Source organism: Salinispora tropica CNB-440, assembly GCF_000016425.1.
GTDB lineage: Bacteria > Actinomycetota > Actinomycetes > Mycobacteriales > Micromonosporaceae > Micromonospora > Micromonospora tropica.
The window spans coordinates 4,939,181-4,955,251 of the sequence record NC_009380.1 but is presented as its reverse complement, the minus strand read 5'-3'; the positions used below and the strand labels follow the sequence as shown (position 1 = coordinate 4,955,251).

18 protein-coding genes and 2 pseudogenes are annotated in these 16,071 nt (G+C 66.3%); 6 read left to right on the top strand and 14 right to left on the bottom strand.

What is annotated here, in order from left to right:
- Positions 1–43: 43 nt before the first annotated feature.
- Positions 44–241, bottom strand: coding sequence for a hypothetical protein (locus STROP_RS22090; RefSeq protein ID WP_018829705.1), 198 nt, complete (start codon positions 239–241; stop codon positions 44–46).
- Between the two features lie 101 nt (positions 242–342).
- On the opposite strand from STROP_RS22090, the gene STROP_RS22085 reads away from it, so the two are divergent.
- Positions 343–1,038: a pentapeptide repeat-containing protein gene (locus STROP_RS22085; RefSeq protein WP_018829706.1), complete on the top strand. Its 696-nt coding sequence runs from the start codon at positions 343–345 to the stop codon at positions 1,036–1,038.
- A 70-nt stretch (positions 1,039–1,108) separates the two neighbouring features.
- Here the strand turns inward: STROP_RS22085 and gadC are convergent, their stop codons facing one another.
- A complete protein-coding gene (gene gadC / locus STROP_RS22080; RefSeq protein ID WP_012015567.1) occupies positions 1,109–2,596 on the bottom strand; it encodes a glutamine/gamma-aminobutyrate antiporter GadC in 1,488 nt (495 codons plus the stop codon).
- Positions 2,597–2,825: 229 nt separating this feature from the next.
- Between gadC and gad the strand changes: the two genes are divergently transcribed.
- Positions 2,826–4,226, top strand: a complete 1,401-nt coding sequence (gene gad / locus STROP_RS22075; protein WP_012015566.1) for a glutamate decarboxylase — start codon at positions 2,826–2,828, stop codon at positions 4,224–4,226.
- A 102-nt stretch (positions 4,227–4,328) separates the two neighbouring features.
- Here gad and STROP_RS22070 read toward each other — a convergent pair whose 3' ends face one another.
- From STROP_RS22070 to STROP_RS22050, 5 genes are all read right to left on the bottom strand, one after another.
- The gene (locus tag STROP_RS22070; protein ID WP_012015565.1) at positions 4,329–5,099 is read right to left on the bottom strand and encodes a dienelactone hydrolase family protein; all 771 of its coding nucleotides are present in this window, start codon (positions 5,097–5,099) and stop codon (positions 4,329–4,331) included.
- Positions 5,100–5,286: 187 nt separating this feature from the next.
- On the bottom strand, positions 5,287–5,499 hold the full coding sequence (locus STROP_RS23330; RefSeq protein WP_028564909.1) for a YqeB family protein: 213 nt from the start codon (positions 5,497–5,499) through the stop codon (positions 5,287–5,289).
- Between the two features lie 199 nt (positions 5,500–5,698).
- Positions 5,699–7,756 carry a hypothetical protein gene (locus tag STROP_RS22060; protein ID WP_012015564.1) on the bottom strand — a complete coding sequence of 686 codons (2,058 nt, stop codon included), beginning with the start codon at positions 7,754–7,756 and terminating at the stop codon, positions 5,699–5,701.
- The gene (locus STROP_RS22055; RefSeq protein WP_012015563.1) at positions 7,753–8,913 is read right to left on the bottom strand and encodes a 5'-methylthioadenosine/S-adenosylhomocysteine nucleosidase family protein; all 1,161 of its coding nucleotides are present in this window, start codon (positions 8,911–8,913) and stop codon (positions 7,753–7,755) included. Before STROP_RS22055 ends, STROP_RS22060 begins: the two co-directional genes overlap by 4 nt.
- A complete protein-coding gene (locus STROP_RS22050; protein ID WP_026274753.1) occupies positions 8,910–9,638 on the bottom strand; it encodes an NUDIX hydrolase in 729 nt (242 codons plus the stop codon). Before STROP_RS22050 ends, STROP_RS22055 begins: the two co-directional genes overlap by 4 nt.
- A 505-nt stretch (positions 9,639–10,143) precedes the next feature.
- Between STROP_RS22050 and STROP_RS26245 the strand changes: the two are divergent.
- Positions 10,144–10,394 (top strand): annotated as a pseudogene (locus STROP_RS26245) (hypothetical protein).
- Between the two features lie 66 nt (positions 10,395–10,460).
- Here the strand turns inward: STROP_RS26245 and rpsD are convergent.
- Positions 10,461–11,069, bottom strand: coding sequence for a 30S ribosomal protein S4 (gene rpsD / locus STROP_RS22045; RefSeq protein ID WP_012015561.1), 609 nt, complete (start codon positions 11,067–11,069; stop codon positions 10,461–10,463).
- Between the two features lie 48 nt (positions 11,070–11,117).
- Here rpsD and STROP_RS22040 point away from each other — a divergent pair, with 48 nt between their 5' ends.
- Complete coding sequence (locus tag STROP_RS22040; protein ID WP_012015560.1) at positions 11,118–11,837, top strand: DUF2470 domain-containing protein; 720 nt, start codon at positions 11,118–11,120, stop codon at positions 11,835–11,837.
- A gap of 58 nt (positions 11,838–11,895) precedes the next feature.
- On the opposite strand, the gene STROP_RS22035 is transcribed toward STROP_RS22040, so the two are convergent.
- Positions 11,896–12,810 (bottom strand): DUF2470 domain-containing protein, encoded by a 915-nt coding sequence (locus tag STROP_RS22035; protein WP_012015559.1) that lies wholly within the window; start codon positions 12,808–12,810, stop codon positions 11,896–11,898.
- A 122-nt stretch (positions 12,811–12,932) separates the two neighbouring features.
- On the opposite strand from STROP_RS22035, the gene STROP_RS25305 reads away from it, so the two are divergent.
- Positions 12,933–13,148 carry a hypothetical protein gene (locus STROP_RS25305; RefSeq protein ID WP_012015558.1) on the top strand — a complete coding sequence of 72 codons (216 nt, stop codon included), beginning with the start codon at positions 12,933–12,935 and terminating at the stop codon, positions 13,146–13,148.
- Here STROP_RS25305 and STROP_RS22025 read toward each other — a convergent pair.
- From STROP_RS22025 to STROP_RS25300, 3 genes are all read right to left on the bottom strand, one after another.
- Entirely contained in the window at positions 13,133–13,429 is a 297-nt protein-coding gene (locus tag STROP_RS22025) for a DUF1540 domain-containing protein (RefSeq protein ID WP_012015557.1), read from the bottom strand. The genes STROP_RS25305 and STROP_RS22025 overlap by 16 nt on opposite strands.
- A gap of 303 nt (positions 13,430–13,732) precedes the next feature.
- On the bottom strand, positions 13,733–14,299 hold the full coding sequence (locus tag STROP_RS22020; protein ID WP_012015556.1) for a hypothetical protein: 567 nt from the start codon (positions 14,297–14,299) through the stop codon (positions 13,733–13,735).
- Positions 14,296–14,472: a hypothetical protein gene (locus STROP_RS25300; RefSeq protein ID WP_018829713.1), complete on the bottom strand. Its 177-nt coding sequence runs from the start codon at positions 14,470–14,472 to the stop codon at positions 14,296–14,298. The genes STROP_RS22020 and STROP_RS25300 overlap by 4 nt, the downstream gene beginning before the upstream one ends.
- 228 nt (positions 14,473–14,700) lie before the next feature.
- On the opposite strand from STROP_RS25300, the gene STROP_RS22010 reads away from it, so the two are divergent.
- The gene (locus tag STROP_RS22010; protein WP_012015554.1) at positions 14,701–15,471 is read left to right on the top strand and encodes a TetR/AcrR family transcriptional regulator; all 771 of its coding nucleotides are present in this window, start codon (positions 14,701–14,703) and stop codon (positions 15,469–15,471) included.
- A 28-nt stretch (positions 15,472–15,499) separates the two neighbouring features.
- On the opposite strand, the gene STROP_RS25920 is transcribed toward STROP_RS22010, so the two are convergent.
- Together STROP_RS25920 and STROP_RS26405 are read right to left on the bottom strand one after the other, a co-directional pair.
- Positions 15,500–15,691: a hypothetical protein gene (locus STROP_RS25920; protein WP_238380325.1), complete on the bottom strand. Its 192-nt coding sequence runs from the start codon at positions 15,689–15,691 to the stop codon at positions 15,500–15,502.
- 109 nt (positions 15,692–15,800) lie between these two features.
- A pseudogene (locus STROP_RS26405) lies at positions 15,801–15,961 on the bottom strand (ABC transporter ATP-binding protein); the annotation flags it as partial.
- Positions 15,962–16,071 lie beyond the last annotated feature (110 nt).

The following is a 16,071-nucleotide window of genomic DNA, read 5'->3' as shown; positions in this document are numbered from 1 at the left end:
GGAGTGAGGCCCGCCGTCACCGACCGCGCGACCTCCGCACGCGTCAGCCGAGCACGACCTCGTGGCGGTACGCCTGCACCCGTACCCCGTCGATGAGGACGACCTCCACCCGGCTCCCGTCGTCGGCTCGCCGCTGCACGGCGTGGATTGGCTTACCGGCATGTTCGGCGATTCGGTCCTGGTCGGCTCGGTCCGGCCGGAAGACCCAGCTCAGGCTCACGGGATTGTTCGACACCAGCACCCCCGGGTTGGCACGCTTGTTCGAGGGTCGAGTCTAGTCGCGCCGATGCCCGCAGCGGTGCACGACACGACAGCCGTACGGTCACAGGCGGGCCCTAGAGTGTGCTCATGCCTGTCCGATCCTCGGGTCCACGACGCGCCACCGACCCACGGAAGCGACGGGAGCCGCGTAGCCCCGTTCCGCCCACCGAGGTCGACCTGTGGGAGGCGACCGTGTTGGAGTCGGAGTCAACACTGACGTGCCAGGCTCTCTACAGCGCGCGGCTGACCGGCCAGGATGCCTCGTCGGTGACCTTCCGGCAGTGCCGGTTTCGTGGGGCTGACCTGGCAGAGTGTCGACTGGATCAGGTGGTGTTGAGTGACTGCCTGGTGACGGATTCCAGTTGGGCCAATCTGCGCGCCGACGGTGGAGAGATGGCCCGGGTGCGGCTGGCGCAGTGCAGGATGACGGGCGTGACGTGGGCTGACGGCGTGCTGCGGGATGTCACCGTCACCGGATGCCGGGTGGACCTGTCGGCGTGGCGGATGACGACTTTCGATGCGGTGAGGTTCGAGGACTGCAACCTTCAGGGCGCTGACTTCACCAATGCGGACCTGCGGGGCGCGACCTTCCGAGGCTGTGATCTGACCGGGGCGGTGTTCCACCACGCGTCGATGGAGGGCACGCGGTTTCGGGGCTGCACCCTGGCTGGTGTCGGCGACTTCTCCAGCTGGCGTGGCGCTGTTGTGGACCACGAGGATCTGATCAGCCTGTCATACGGACTCGCCCAGGCGGCCGGCATCCAGGTGGAGAACTGATGCTCGTTCGCGCCGGGCTCCTGCCCGGGGCCCGGCGCTCGGTGTTCCGCCGTGCGCCGATGCGGGCGTGTCAGGGGCCGGGGCGGTCATCGGGGGTCTCCCAGGCGAACGGTTCGACATTGCTGGCCGGGTCGCGCCAGTGCGGCTTGCGCCTCGCGAACAGCAGAAGTGGGGCTGTGATGATCAAAGCGGCCAGCCCGACCAGTAGGCCGAGGTAGCGAGCGGGGCTGCCAATGCCGATCTGGCTCGGTGGCACGAGGCTCGAGGCGAGGGCGAGTGCCGAGGCGACAAAGCCGGCTCCGCCGATGATCCACATTCCCGCGAGTCCGCCCGGCACTCGGTATGGCCGTGGTCGGTCAGGTTGGCGGTAGCGGAGGTAGATCGCCGAGGCGAACATGGTCAGGTAGACCACCAGATACAGGAGTCCGGCCAACTGGCTGAGGATCTGGAAGGCCGCCTGCACCGACGGCATGAAGACAAACACGACTGCTACGGCGCTGACCGCGACTGCCTGGACCAGCATGATTCGGATGGGCATCCTGTTCTTGTTGGCGGCATGAAAGAAGGTGGGCAGGTAGCCTGCCTTCGCCACCGAGTGCATGGCGCTGGAAGGTCCGGCCACCCAGGTCACAATGCCGGCCAGGACACCAATCGCGAGCGCGAACGCCAGGATCGGCGTAGCCCAGGACAGGCCGAACCAGTGAAACGCGTTGATAAAAGTGATGAGTAGGGACTGGGTGCCGCCAGTTTCTTCCCTGGGCACGACGAAGGCGATCGTGAGTGTCCCCAAAATGAGGATGGTCGCTGTTCCCAACGCTGCGAAAAGTATCGCAACCGGATACCCCCGATCCGGATTCCTTACATCTTGGACGTGGACCGCGTTCATTTCCATGCCAGAATAAAAAAGAAAGATGCTCGCCGCGAGCGCCAGATTGCTCACGTTGCTCAAGTCGGGAATCGCGTCATCCCAGCGTAATGGGATCTGCGACTCGCCCCCGGTGAGCAGGTAGGCGATGCCGAGGGTGACGAGGGCGGCGGCGGGGATGATCGTCCCGACAATTCCACCCCACTTCGCGACCCGGGTGAAGGCGGCTACCCCACGGGCGGCGATGGCGGTGGCGAGCCAGTAGACGGCAAGCACGGAGACCAGAACGTAGAGCTGGTTACCGGAGAGCTTCTGGTCGACTGTCGCCTCGGGGCCGGTGTAGGCCAGGGAGATCGCGGCGAAGGTGAGGACCAGTGGAAACCAGATCGTCACCTGGGCGATCAGCAGAAAGATCGCCAGGAAACCCCAGCGGGCCCCGAATGCCTCTCCGGCCCACCTGAACACGCCGCCCCTCTCGGGCCACGCGGTGGTGAGCTCGGCTGCGACAAGCGAAACCGGAACGAGGAAGAAGACCGCCGCAAACAGGTAATAGAAGGCCGCGCTGAGTCCGTACTCGGCCTCGGTCGGCGGCCCGTCCAGGCTGACGACCGCGACGATGTTGAGCATCGCCAACCCGACAACAGTGATGGTCGCCGGGCTTCTGGTCGATGGCATTATGTCGGAGGAAGCCATCACGCCCCCCCGGCGGCAAGCATGCTCCGTCGGGCTCACCCTACGTTGTACCGGCACATCGCCGCCCCGGTTTCGACCAAAGCTGAACCATGCGGGAGGCGTGGCGATTGCCGGTGCCGTGAGGTGTCAGCGGCGTAGGGTGTGCCGGAAGAGTCTGTTGCTTCCGAGGGTGACCGTATCTCGTTCGCGTCGGATACCGGGTCGCTGGCATCCAACTTTAGGAGCGCAAATGTCGAACACGCGGCGACCTGTGGATTCTGCCGAGGCGGACGTGGTCGAAGTGAATCCGCTGTTCGCGCGTCCGGGTGAGTCGACCGAGCTTGCTCGATTCTCGATTCCAGACTGTGAGTCACTGCCGGAAACCGCATACCAGATCGTGCACGACGAGGTGGCGCTCGACGGCAACGCGCGGCTGAACCTAGCGACTTTTGTCGGCACCTGGATGGACAGTCACGCCGAAAAGCTGTACGCCGACACCTTCGACAAGAATTTGATCGACAAAGACGAATACAAGGCTACGGACGCAATAGAGGAACGGTGTCGGATCATCCTGGCGGATCTCTGGCATGCGCCGGAACCCCGGAATACCATCGGCGCGTCCACGATCGGTTCGTCTGAGGCGTGCATGCTGGGAGGGTTGGCGCTCAAGCGTCGCTGGCAGCATGCGCGTCGTAGTGTCGGAAAGTCGAGCGAACGTCCCAATCTGGTGATGTCGAGCGCAGTGCAGGTGTGTTGGAAGAAGTTCTGTAGCTACTGGGACGTGGAAGCGCGAATCGTGTCGATCTCCGAGGAGCGCAAGGTGCTCGACGGTCACGATCTTCGGTCGTACGTGGACGAGAACACGATCGGCGTCGTGGCGGTGTTTGGCGTGACATACACCGGAATGTATGAGCCGGTGGAGCGGATCGCGGCGGCGCTGGACGAGATCCAGGCTTCGAAAGGTCTGGATATCCCTATCCATGTCGACGGAGCTACCGGCGCATTCGTGGCGCCCTTCATTCAACCCCACATCACTTGGGACTTTCGCATCAGTAGGGTCGCGTCGATTAATGTTTCGAGCCACAAGTACGGGCTGGTCTACCCGGGTCTGGGATGGATTGTTTGGCGGGATCAGGCGGCGCTGCCCGAGGACCTGCGGTTCCGGGTGGCCTACCTGGGTGGCGAGACGCCGACTGTCGGGTTGAGTTTCACCCGACCGGGGGCTCAGGTGTTACTGCAGTACTACTTGTTCCTGCGCCTCGGCCGGGACGGCTATCAGCGGGTGCATCAGGCCACACAAGACGTGGCACAGTACCTGTCCCGGGAGATCGCCAAAATGCCGCAGTTCGAGCTGTGGAGTGACGGCAGTGACCTTCCGGTGCTGACGTGGCATCTTCGAAAGGGGCGTTCCTATAACTGGAACCAGTATCATCTGTCCGATCGATTGCGTATGAAAGGGTGGCAGGTCCCCACGTACCCGATGCCCGACGACCTAACTCACCTCACCGTTCAGCGGATCGTGGTCCGCGGCGGTCTCAGCCGCGACCTCGCCGGGGCGTTAGTCGCCGATCTCCATGCAGAGGTAGGATTTCTCGAATCCCTAACTGCTCCTATCGAGGCTTTGGGTGAGCGACCCGGGTTCCATCACTGAGTCATTCCGAGCAACGACTCATGCGCGGAAGGTGACTGTCTGGACGGTGCAGGAATCGCCTGTTCATCCGGGTTACTGGGCGTGCTCGGACAAGCTCACGGCCTAGCAGGCGGGCGACGGCAACCCGATGCGTTCGCCGAACAAGTCGAGAACCGCCCGCCACGCCCGCGCGGAGTGGGCGGCGTGGTAGCCCACACCGGGCACAGTGGGGCTGAGGTGGTCAGCGCCGCCGGTAGGTGTCCCGTCAGGCCGAGTCGGAGCGGCCCAGAAGGCATGTTTGGCTCCGCCGTAAATATGTGCCCGCCAATCGACGCCAGCTTCCTGGAGTGCGTTGCTGAACGTTGAGATGTGAGCGGGAGTACAGATTGGATCTTCGGAACCGGTACAGAGCAGGAAGGTTCCACAGGCATTCGTCCAGTCCTCGGCGCGCGGAGTTGGCAGACCGGGGTGGATTACGGCGAGCGCTTTGAAGGGCACTCCCGTCCTGGCGAGTTCCAGTACGATTCGACCGCCACCCCCGTAACCGAGCGTAGCGATTTGGTGGTGATCGGCGCCGGGTTCGGCGAGTAGCACGTCGAGCGCGGCCTGACCGATGGTCAACATGCGGGCGGGGTCGGCCATCAGCGGCAGGAGTCGATCCAGCATCGCTTGCGGCTCGCCGAAGAAGGTCCGGCCGCCGTGGTAGTCCATCGCGAAGGTCAGATAGCCGTGTTCGGCGAGGTCGTCGGCTCGGCCGCGTTGATAGTCATCGAGACCGACGCCGTCATGTCCAAGAAGCACGGCCGGCCACGGCCCACCGCCCGCCGGCCGCGACATGTAACCGACCATCGTCAATCCGTCGATGTCATACGTGACTTCCCGGCCTCCGCCCATGAGATCGACACTAGCCGGACCGTGTCGCTTGGTTGGGCTGCGTTCGCTCTGGGCCGACCTGATGGCGAACGTCACGCCGATACGTCGCCACGCGCGACTCGTCGTGACTGGTCGTGCTTCGTCACCCACAGTTCGGTGTCGCTCAGCGCCACCCGCAGCAGCTCACTCATCGCCGCGAAGACGATCGTCATCCTGAGAACCAGCCAGTGGCCAGGTTCACGGCCATCTCCCACGGCTTGTCGATCGCCCCGAGGAGCTGAAACACCGGTTTCACTGGCAACGCCGTGTCCCAGCCCAGCGCCCACCGGGCAAGCGGCGGAAGGCACAGCCCGAGTAGCAGCACCAGGCTGGGAAACCCGAGAGACAGGGCGAGCCGGTCGAGGAGGGGCGCCGCCAGCACAGTCAGCTCGCCGGCGGCACCAGCATGATTCGTACGGGACCGTTGCGGGATTCGCTGGTGGCCATCGGGTACTTCTTTCGAGTTGGTCAGGCTCCTCGAGTCAGGCCCGGATTGACGCCACGCTAAGTGCCGCGCAATGGCCCGTACCAGTCGCCGAAGGCCGCTGTGTGGGTACCCGACAAGGCTGCCGCCTGGAGGCTCACGTCGGGCCTTGCGCTCGACTTTCGATGCTCCGGTGGTTGCCGTGGACGGCGGACCGGGCGTCGTCAACTTTCGGCTGGGTTCGTTCCGGATCGTGGTTGTGGAGTCTCTCGTCGGCGCTGCGGCGTCGGTGTTTGATCCATTCCTTGCCCTCTGCGGCCACGCCTTCGAGTACGTGCAGTGTGTGACTGAGGCCAGTGGCGTCGAGTGACACTTCAGCGATCGTGGTGGCGTCTTCATCAGGCTGGAGTGTCTCGATGTCAGCGTCGTTCACCCGCACGGTGATAGGTTCGCCGTTGACGAGGGTCAGCTCGAAAGTCTGCTGCTGAGTGGCGATGCCGTCTACCCGGACAGCGGCTACGGCGTCAAAGCGGTAGTTGAGTCGTTGAGTGATGCGGCTGGTGGCGGTCTCGAGGTCGAGATCGACGTCGACCTGCCGGACGCCGTCGTCGGTGAGCAGGAACAGCAACAGACGGTACCGGGAGTACCGCCACGGCCCCTGCGGATAGCGTGCCTTCTTGCAGGAGGGTGCTGGCGCCTCGATGAAGGCGTGGGCGATCACCTGGCTGGGGCGCAGCCGGTACTGCTGTAGCGCCTGGTCGACGAGAACCTTGCGGTCGCACTCCAGCCAGGCGGCCATCTGGACGTCCGACGGTTTGTTGGACAACTTGTGGCACCACCGGGCGTACGCGGCCCAGCGGGCTGCCTCCTTGGCGAGCCGTTCGGCCTGCTCGTCAACCACCCGGCGGCGTTCGGCGACGATCTGGAACGACGCACGCGCGGCGGGCGTCGCGGCAGCCGCCGCTAGGAGGAGCCAACCGATGCCGGGCAGGGGAGAAGCGGCTACGACGGCAGGAAACATCCAGAGGGTGCCTCCGGCGACGAGGACGAGGCCGCCAAAGTAGAGGAACCGGCTCCGGACGGAGGGTCGTAGCCGCTGACGGTAGGCCGTCAGGGTGTCCCGCTCCCACTGCCTTCGGACATCGCTCACCAGGTATCGGACCAGCCACGCGAGTCGATCCGCCCCAACGTGTGTTTCCCGGTAGATCTCGACCACCTCGTCGCGGAGGTTCCGGCGGATCCCCGCCGTCTGGGCCAGCCAGTAGGCCCGATCGGTTCCCTCGGGAACATACCGACCGAAGTAGCGGTCGAAGAGCCGGTCCATTTTACGAGCGAAGCCTCCCGGTGGCGCTTCTCGTCGCCACTGCCGAGGTGGGCGGATCTGCGCTTCCTTCGCGCGCAACCGTGTTCCGCGGTAGTGCCGGTCCGCTCCGCCGACGCAGATGCCGGCCAGACCGACCAGGCCGGCGAGAAGAGCGAGGATGGAGTCAAGTGCGCCGTGCGCTGCTACCAGCATGATGAGCTGCGCCGCGGCAAGGCTGAACACGGTGGCACCGACGCCAACGCGGACCCGGTCACGCAGTGCGATCTCGGCAGGTCGTACCGGCAGCGTCCGCGGCTGCGCGGGTGTGGGGTGGAAGAACGTCCAGATTCGCTCTAGTCGGCTATCCGCGGTGCGTCCTGACTCTGCGAGGGCGACAGCCTTCTGCCACATCTCATCCTGTATCGCACCCTCGAGCAGCGCCTCAAGGTGGCCGTAGATCGCTTCGCGTTGACGCTGGTTCAGCGCGTCGATCTCCTTGACCACGAGCTCCGTCTCGTTGGCCCGGACCGGCTTGAGTAGGCGGATGATGACCCGCAACCCCGCTGCCCACTCGTCGCGATCATCGAGGTGGGGCAGGCTGGCGTAGATCGCGGTGAGGCGATCCAGCTCCTCGGGGGCGAGTTGACGCAGAGTACGTCCGCTCAGCAGGGCGATGAGTCGGTAGAACTGGACGTTGGTGGTCGCGTACCCTCCGGCCACCGCCTTTTCGATCAGCTCGCTCGCTTGATCACGAACTCGCGCGTTGAGATACTTCAGTGCGTAGGTGAACTGCTCCTGCGGGGTCGGGTTTGGTGGTATCCGGTAGAAGTTGATGTCACCGTGGACCACCCCTGCCTGGAAACCGACGTGCGCGTCTCCCTGGGCGACGTTGGTCGTGGTCGAGGTCGTCATGACATACTCCGCACCACGGCGATGATGGCCGCTAGCCGCGCCGCCAGCTCCGACACATCGGCCACCAGACCGCGCAATCGCTTGAGCGCGACCACCAGGCCACTCTTCTTCTCCGGTATGCCCGCCGCGACACACTCCGCCGCTGCTTCCAACTCCGACTCGGCGGCGACGTAGGTTTCTTCGTCCAGTTGCCCGTCGAGGTGGGCCTGCTTGAGTCGGGTTCGCAGCTCCGCAATGCTGGCCGCAACGTCGTCGGTCGACTGGGCGGGGGTGGCCCCGACGGTGATGTTGCCGTTGATCTGCCCGGCCTGGAACCCGACCTGCGCGTTTCCGGTGGCGAGGTTGGAGTTGGTCATCTGCATCGTGCGGCTCCCGTCCCGGTCGGTGTCGCCCCGGCTGTGGGGGGACTGAGTGATCAGTTCTTCTGCGAGTGCGGTAGCGAACGCGGCAGCGTGCCGTGCGGCCTTCGGTTGCCAGTTCTGTCCGTCCATGGCTGCCTTGCTGCCGTCGGCGTGGTCACTGATGCCGCGTACGACCACCACGGGCAGAGCCCTGTTGAGATGGCCCGCCTGAGCCGCGCCTGCGCCTTCCATCTCGATCGCCATGGCGTCGTGGTAGTGCTGACGAATCCAGCGGGCCTGGTCGGAGATGCCCGAGTCCTGTACGACTTCTCCCGCGGCGATCGGACCGAAGTGGACGCGGGGTGCCGTGGCGGTGGGAAGGTTCCGATGCCACGTGCCAGAACGATCGAGGTGGTGGGCGATCTGATCAGCCTCGTGGGGTATCTCCCACGACTTCGGTCGTGCCTTCAGACCGTCGTCCTCGCTGGTGCCACCGTGGTAGGCGTAGACCTTGCTGGCGACGACGACATCACCGAGCCGGATGGTGGGCCACAACCCGCCAGCGATTCCCACGAACAGCATCGCGGTCGGTGAGAACTGTGCGATCGCTCGTTCCGCGATTACTGCGGCCGGATGGTTGCCCTTGCCAGCCAGTCCCAGCGCGACCCGGCAGCCGCTCTGGCCGAGCTTGCCTACTTCGAAGCGGGTTCCGGCCGGGTGGGGGCGTACCCGAAGGTCGGCCAGTTGGTCGCGGACCGCTTCGTACTCGAGGTTCAGCGCCGTGAGGATCACGACGAAACCGCTGTTCGTGTTCACGCCTTCTCCTTGTCTGCCCTGCTGTGGGGGCGGGGCATCGGGGGGTGAAGAGTGGTGCGGGGCCCGGGGCGGAACAGCCGTGCGGGGCGGCCCCCGTCGGTCTTGCGACTCGCGTCAGCGGGGACGATGAAGCCATCTGCACTCTGGACTTTTCGGTAGAAATTGCGCGGATCTAGCGGTACGCCCCACACGATTTCGTAGACGTCCTGAAGTTCGGCGATCGTGAAGGTCGGACCGCAGAAAGCGGTGGCGAGCGCCGTCCGCTCCAGCTTTTCCCGCGCCCGGTCAACCCCGTCGGCCAGGATCTGCTCGTGATCGAATGCGAGCCGTGGTGCGCCGGACAACGCCTGCGCCACCGGGGTCCAGCACGCCTGGACCGCGTCGGTGCCGGCGATAGGTTCGGGTAGCCGAGGAGCGATAGCCAGGTATGCCGCGGAGACCACCCGTCCTCGGGGATCGCGATCCGGCGCACCGTAGACGGCGAGCTGTTCGAGGTGCAGCTGATCCGGCCCCAGACCGGCCTCCTCAGCCAGCTCGCGGTGTGCGGCCGTCACGAGATCTTCTCGCTCGTGGTTGAGGAAGCCACCGGGAAGGGCAAACATGCCCTGGTAGGGATCGATGCCGCGTTCGACCAACAGCACCTGCAGGCACGCATTCCGCAGGGTGAGGATGACAAGGTCAACCGCGAGAAGGACGGTTGGCGGTACCCATCGATCGTCAGCCATGGATCGAACCATAGACTTCCTGTCATCCTGACAGGAAGTCCGTCGACTGTCGGATATCAGCGCCCAAAATCCGATGGGTCTGTCGGCGTTGGTGAGGGCCCGTGGTTCCGCGATCGGCCGGGCCGTCGAGAGCGGTGACCTGTAGGCAGTGCGTTATGCCCTATGACATCGAACTGGAGTGGATTGACCGGATCGCACCTTCGGCCCACAATCGATCTCGCATCACCCACCGGTGATCACCCAACACCCGGGATCGGAGCCCATGACTGACCCGCCCAAGTCCGGCGCTACTCCTGCGCACGAGCCTGCTGGCAGCGCACCCTCGCTGCCGCCGGTTCGCGACGGCGACGGGCGATCGGTCAACGCTCGCCGCGCCGGGGTCTTCCCGCATGACGTCAGCGCGCCAGCCAGTTACCCCCGGGACGACTGCGGCGTCACCACGCGGTCGCTCTGGTGTCCTTGGGGGTTGCCCTGACCGCGGTCGCCTTCAGCGTGCTGCTCGCGCATCGTTGGGTCGGGGCCGTTCAAACTGGAGACGTCCATCAGTTCAGCACGCTTGCTGGAGGCAACGTGGGTATACAGCACGGGCGCGGAGGGGACGGGGGCGAGTCGACCGATGAGCTTGTAGAAGTCGGAGACATCCCGGCAGGTAGCGCATCATGGACAACCGACTGTGGTGACTTCACGACAATGTGGAGCAATATCATCCTGACTGGTGGTGTGAAAGCGAAGACAAAGCCGCTTAAATGCCCATAGGTCTTCCGATCCGTGGCGGCTGACGACCGGTCGACGTCCGAAGCGACGCACCGGTACGGAAACCGCTCAGCGTGAGTAGTACTCGACGACGAGTTGTTCCTGGCAGGTCACCGGCACCTCGGAGCGCAGCGGTAGCCGGATCAGTCGTACGGTCAGGTCGGCGAGGTTGACCGCCAGGTAGGGCGCAGAGCGTTCCGCTGCGTGCGCCCCGGCCGCCGCGACAAGGAAGGGCGCCTTGGTACGGCTGCCGGTGGCGACGGCAATGACATCACCGGGGCGCAGTCGTGCCGAAGGACGGTCGACCCGGCGTCCGTTAACAGTGATGTGTCGGTGAGTGACTGTCTGCCGCGCCTGGTAGATCGTCCGCGCCAGCCCGGATCGCAGCACCAGTGCGTCCAACCTGGTCTCCAGGTCGACGATGAGGGCCTCGCCGGTCTTGCTCTCGAGTCGGGCGACGCGGGTGAACGCACGCCGTAATTGTCCTTCGTTGACGTGGTACTGCGCCTTGAGTCGCTGCTTTTCCAGGAGCCGGATCTTGTAGTCGCTGGTGCTCTTGCGGGATCGGCCGTGCTGACCGGGCGGGAAGGGGCGGCGCTCGAAGTAGCGCACGCACTTCGGGGTCAGGGGGATGCCGAGGGCGCGGGAGCGCTTGATCTTGGGGCGGGGCTGGTTCACTCTTCACCTCTCTAGTAAGGTAAGCCTAACCTAATAGGAGGTGCCAGGTTGAGCAACACCCACCCCGACGCTTCCGCGCAGCGGCTGCGGACGATCGTCGCTGCGGCCACCTCGCTGGAACTGCGGACACCCGGGCATCGGGCCGACCTGATCAACCGGCACTCACTCGACTCCCGTGGCCGGATCCAGATCGATCTCCCGGTCAACAGTCGGCTCGCCACCGACATCGCCCACCAGCGTGAGGTCGCGGCAGTCGTCGAGATCGCCGACGTGGCTCCGACGCCGGTCCGGGAGCGGATCCGAGGCCGTGGCACGCTCAGCGGCTGGCTCACCCCGGTCGCCCCCCGCGACACCGGAGACGGAGACGAGGAGCTGACCGTCGAGTTCGACCTCGCCACCATCGAGCTCAGTATCGACGGGGTCACCACGATGGTCGATCCGGTCGACTTCGCCGCCGCCGAACCAGACCCGCTCGCCACCGAGGAGGCGGAACTCCTCTGCCACCTCGACCGCCATCACCCGCGTACGGTCGAGTGGCTCTGCCGTCTGGTCGCACCACGACACCGGTACGGCGTGCGGCGGGTCGTCCCGCTTCGCCTGGACCGGTATGGGCTGGTGCTCCGGCTGGAGCGCGTGAGCGGCCACCGCGACGTTCGGCTCGGGTTCACACCCGCGTTGCGCCACCCGGACGAGCTCCGCCAGCGCATGGCCGAGCTGCTTGACCGGGGTGCTACCTGTGGCCGGCGTTCCCGGACATGGCTGAGCTGAACGCGAAGGTCAGGACCGGGGCGGCCCTGCACGCGGCCCGAGCCGGCGGTCCCCAGGATCAGACGGAGGGAATTCCACACTCCCCTGCCGGGAGAACGCAGGCGGTTGCCGACGAGTCAGTCACGGCGGTGGTGTGGTGGGGCGAGCGGATGGGCCGGCGCGGTGCCGCCTTGGCGAGCAGGGCCCGAAGCCCCTCGACGAGGCTGGCGCTTGAGGTGGCCCGGTGGGCGAACGGCAGTCGGACATCGAGGTGTCCGTCTGGCCCCTCGGCGCGGAGCACCACGCCGTCGGCGTCGACCGCAACCGGTACCACTCGCGTCGCCTTGGTCGTCAACTCTGGGTTGACCAGCGTCGTTAGCTGGTCCACCGCATCCCGGTGGTGCCGGATGAGATGCTCCAGGTGAGTGGCTTCGACAGTGGCGAGCGGATCCGGGCAGGTCGCCCGGTAGGTACTGCCGCTTACCACGGCCTCGTCGTCGCCGCTGGTGACCGCGACCTCCACCGGTTCGACCGCCCAGAGCGCCACGGGGGGCAGATCGAGCAGGGACATCACCGTGTCGGCGTCGCAGGACTCCAGGCTCGCCGGGTCGAATCGGTGCGCGGTGCCCGTGACCCGCACTCTGGCCCGCACCCGGGAGCGTACGGCGACCGGGACGAGCTGCGTGACGTCGAGCTGTACCTCTCCGTGTCGACCGCGCGCCGCCACCAGCAGCCCGCCGGTCGGGCTCATCGCGTCGACCGCCAGGATCACCGTGCCGTCAGGCAGCACGGCATGCGACTCGATCAGGTCGACGGCGGCGTCGCCGAGACGCAGCCGTAGGGACGTGGCGGCGGAGAGGGCAGAGCGCGAGACCACCGCGTGGTGGTCGGTCGGCAGGATACGGGTGCCCGCCAGCGCTGTCTCCGACGTCGCCCCGCGGGCGAGCGCTGAACTGGTCAGACTCGCTTGCCAGTCGCCTGGATGGAACGCCATGTAGTCCCCTCGGCCATGGAAGTGAAATGAGCTCGGCCTCGGGACTTGACTCTAGTAGGTAAGGCTAACCTTGCCAAGCGGGTCGCTTGGCTGTCGATGTCGCAGGTGAGGCAGGTCACCGCATGTCAGTGGGGCTGGTCTTCGGTGACCTAGGTCAACTGCTCGCCGACGCCGACGCCGACGCCGACGCCGACGCCGACGCCGACGCCGACGCCGACGCCGACGCCGACGCCGACGCCGACGCCGACGCCGACGCCGACGCCGACGCCAAAGCCCCCGGCTTCTCGGCCGAGGGCTTTGGGTGGACCGGTGTGGCCGGCTGTCAGGCGGGCCGGTAGGTGAGGCAGTCGCTGGCCGTGGCACCGGGACCGACGGTGATGGACTCGGCGGTGCAGGCGAGGTTGGTGTTGAAGGCGCACTCGGAGCGGGCGCAGGCGCCTACCGCGCCGGTCACCTCGGCGATCCCGCCGGAAACGGTGGATTCCACGAACGTCGCGCAGGACGCGGCGTCACCCGCCGAGGCCACGGTGATCGCGGGAGCGTGGCAGCCGCCGTCGTTGAAGCTGCACGCCGTGGCGGCGCATTCGCGTACCGGGGGTGACTGCAACAGAGTTTTCATTGATGCCTCCAAGGCCGTGCGGGCCGGCAGCCCGGAACGAGCCAGCGCGGCGTAACAAGGTGTCAGTCCGTATTGCCGCAGCGGCGAGACGTAAACGCGGAGCCGGTGAGGTCTGCGGGTTTTCCCGAACAGCCAACACTGTAGCAGTAAACATCGCCCAGGAAAGAATAATCGTGTTTCGTTGTTGCCGTGCTTGGGTCAAAGTAAGTAAGCCTTACCTAGGTTAGGTAAGTCTTGCTTTGCCCTCACACTAAACCCATGTGTCGTGCTTGTTCAGCGCTTTACTTCGGCGGTTGTAGGTAGTTAGCCGAAGTTCGACCCGTGTGAGTGATGGCCGCTTGTTGGTGAGCGAAGGGCGGCGGGTGCGGTTCCGGCGTCGGGGAGTGACTCCGGTTGGACGAAGGCGTTGCTGGCGTAGGGGCTGAACATCAGGATCATGCCGAGTCCGCCCGCGCCGTCCGCCGACCTGGCGACCAGGCCGAGCACGGCGACGACCCAGGCCAGCGAGAAGGCGAACAGGAGCAGCGCCCCGGCGGCCAGCACCCGGGTCGACGACGGAGCCGGCGGGGCGGATCCCACGGCGAGTCCGAGGCCGACCATGGTGACCAGCGAGATCGCCGCGCGGAAGAGAGCGGCGCCGAGGTGACCGATGAGGCTGGTGGTCCCGACGTCGATCGCCCCGCCGCACACGAAACGGAACAGCGGCAGGGTCGCCGGCAGCATGATTGCGGTGAAGAGTTGGTCGGGGCTGCGGGTCACGTGGTGCAGGTGCCGGCCGATCAGAACCAGGTTGTCGTTTTTCGCCCAGTAGAGCTTTACGCGTGTGTCCGGCCGGACGATGCCGTCGCCGGCCTGGGTCTGGGTGGTCACCGTGCGGCTCGTGGCTCGTCGTTGCGCTCGCCGATGGCGGAGACCGGGTTGGCCGCCGGGGTGTTGCTCGCCCGCTGAGGGAGGGCGAAGAAGACGTCGTCCAGGGTCGGCTGGTCAGCGAGAGCGAGTCGATCGTCAGGCCGTGCGCGGAAGTCGTCGGGGCCGCTCGGCACGACGGCTACCCGCTCCCGGCCCACGCCGTGCTTGAGTTGGTCAGCGGTGCCGAGGGCCCTGAATCGCGTACTCGTGGTCCATCGCTTTCCCGTCTGTTGTCCGGCGGGTGGCGGTCTCAGCGCCGTCACAGAGTCTGAACGCGGTTCGCCGGAGGTTTGTATAGAGCATATACTGATAACTATACGCTATATATGGTTAGCGTGGGGTGTCAATGAAAGGGTGGCGCGATGGGTTCCGACCAGACTCAGTGGGGCGGTGGGTCGAGCACCTTCGAGTTCCTCTGGCGCGCGGGTGACCGCCCGCGTAACAGCCCCGGGCCGAGGCCCGGGCTGAGCACCACCCAGGTCGTCGTGACCGCCATCGCGATCGCCGACGCCGAGGGAATCGACGCCGTCTCCATGCAGCAGGTCGCCAAGCGGCTCGAGGTGACCCCGATGTCCCTCTACCGCTACGTGCCGAGCAAAAATCATCTGGTCGAAGCCATGTTCGACGAGGCCTCCGGCGCGCCGCCCGGTCTCGAAACGGTGCCCGGCGGCTGGCAGGCGCGGGTCGAGGCCTGGGTCACGGCGCTCTGGGGCCGCTACCAGGCCCACCCGTGGATGCTGCGGGCCCCGGTCAGCCAACCGATCGGCCCCAACCAGCTGGCCTGGCTCGAGGCACTGCTGACCGTCATCAAAGACGTCGGCCTGACGTACGAGGAGATGGCGTCGCTCACCCTCTTTCTCACCGGCGCTACCCAGGGCCTAGCCCGGATCTCTGCCGACCTGGCCCCGGCAGCCGGTGGGGACGACCTGATCTCCTTCGGGGAGGCGCTGGCCGCGGTGGCCGGGCCGGACCGCTTTCCCACCCTCAGCGTCCTGCTGTCGGCCGGCACCTTCGCCGTGCCGGCCGCGGATGCCGGGGCGGCCACCAGCACCGAGCCCAACCTGACGTTCGGCCTGCGGCAGCTGATCGAGGGCATCGAGGCCTACGTCGCCACCCGCGCGGAAAGGGGTTAGCCGCTGCTTGACGCCGCCATCGGCGCACTCAGACGCGATGCTCCTCCAGCGCGGTGTTGGTTCGCAGGAAAAGCAGGCCGACGCCGACGGCCGCCAGCAACGCCGTGAGGCCCCCGGCGCCGAACAGTGCCAAATCGACCAGGGGGACCGGCACCGTCTGGACGATCCGCGGTGGCTCGCAGCCCCCCGTCGGGCAGACGCTGAAGTCGTAAGCGGTCACGGTGCCGAAAGTCCGTACGCCAACCCGGTGCCCACCGCGAGCGCGAGCAGCACGCCCGGCGCCGCTGGCGCCATTGACTGCCAGAGCACGGCTCGGGCCAGGGTGTCGCGCCCGCCGCCGGTGGCCGTATACCCGCCTCGGCCAGCAGGTCCAGCCACGACAGTGCCGCGGTCCGCGCTGCTCGCCGCCCGTGTCGGCGAGTAGCAGCGGAAGCGCCACGTTCTCCGCGGCGGTCAGCTCCGAAACGAGCTGTCCGAACTGGAAGAGCACTGAGCGAATAGCCGACGTCAAGCAGGAACACCCGTCGTCCCCTTATGGGGTGACACCAGCTGCGTCATCAGGGCCGGGTCGAGCCGGTCCAATACCTGCGTCAGTCACCG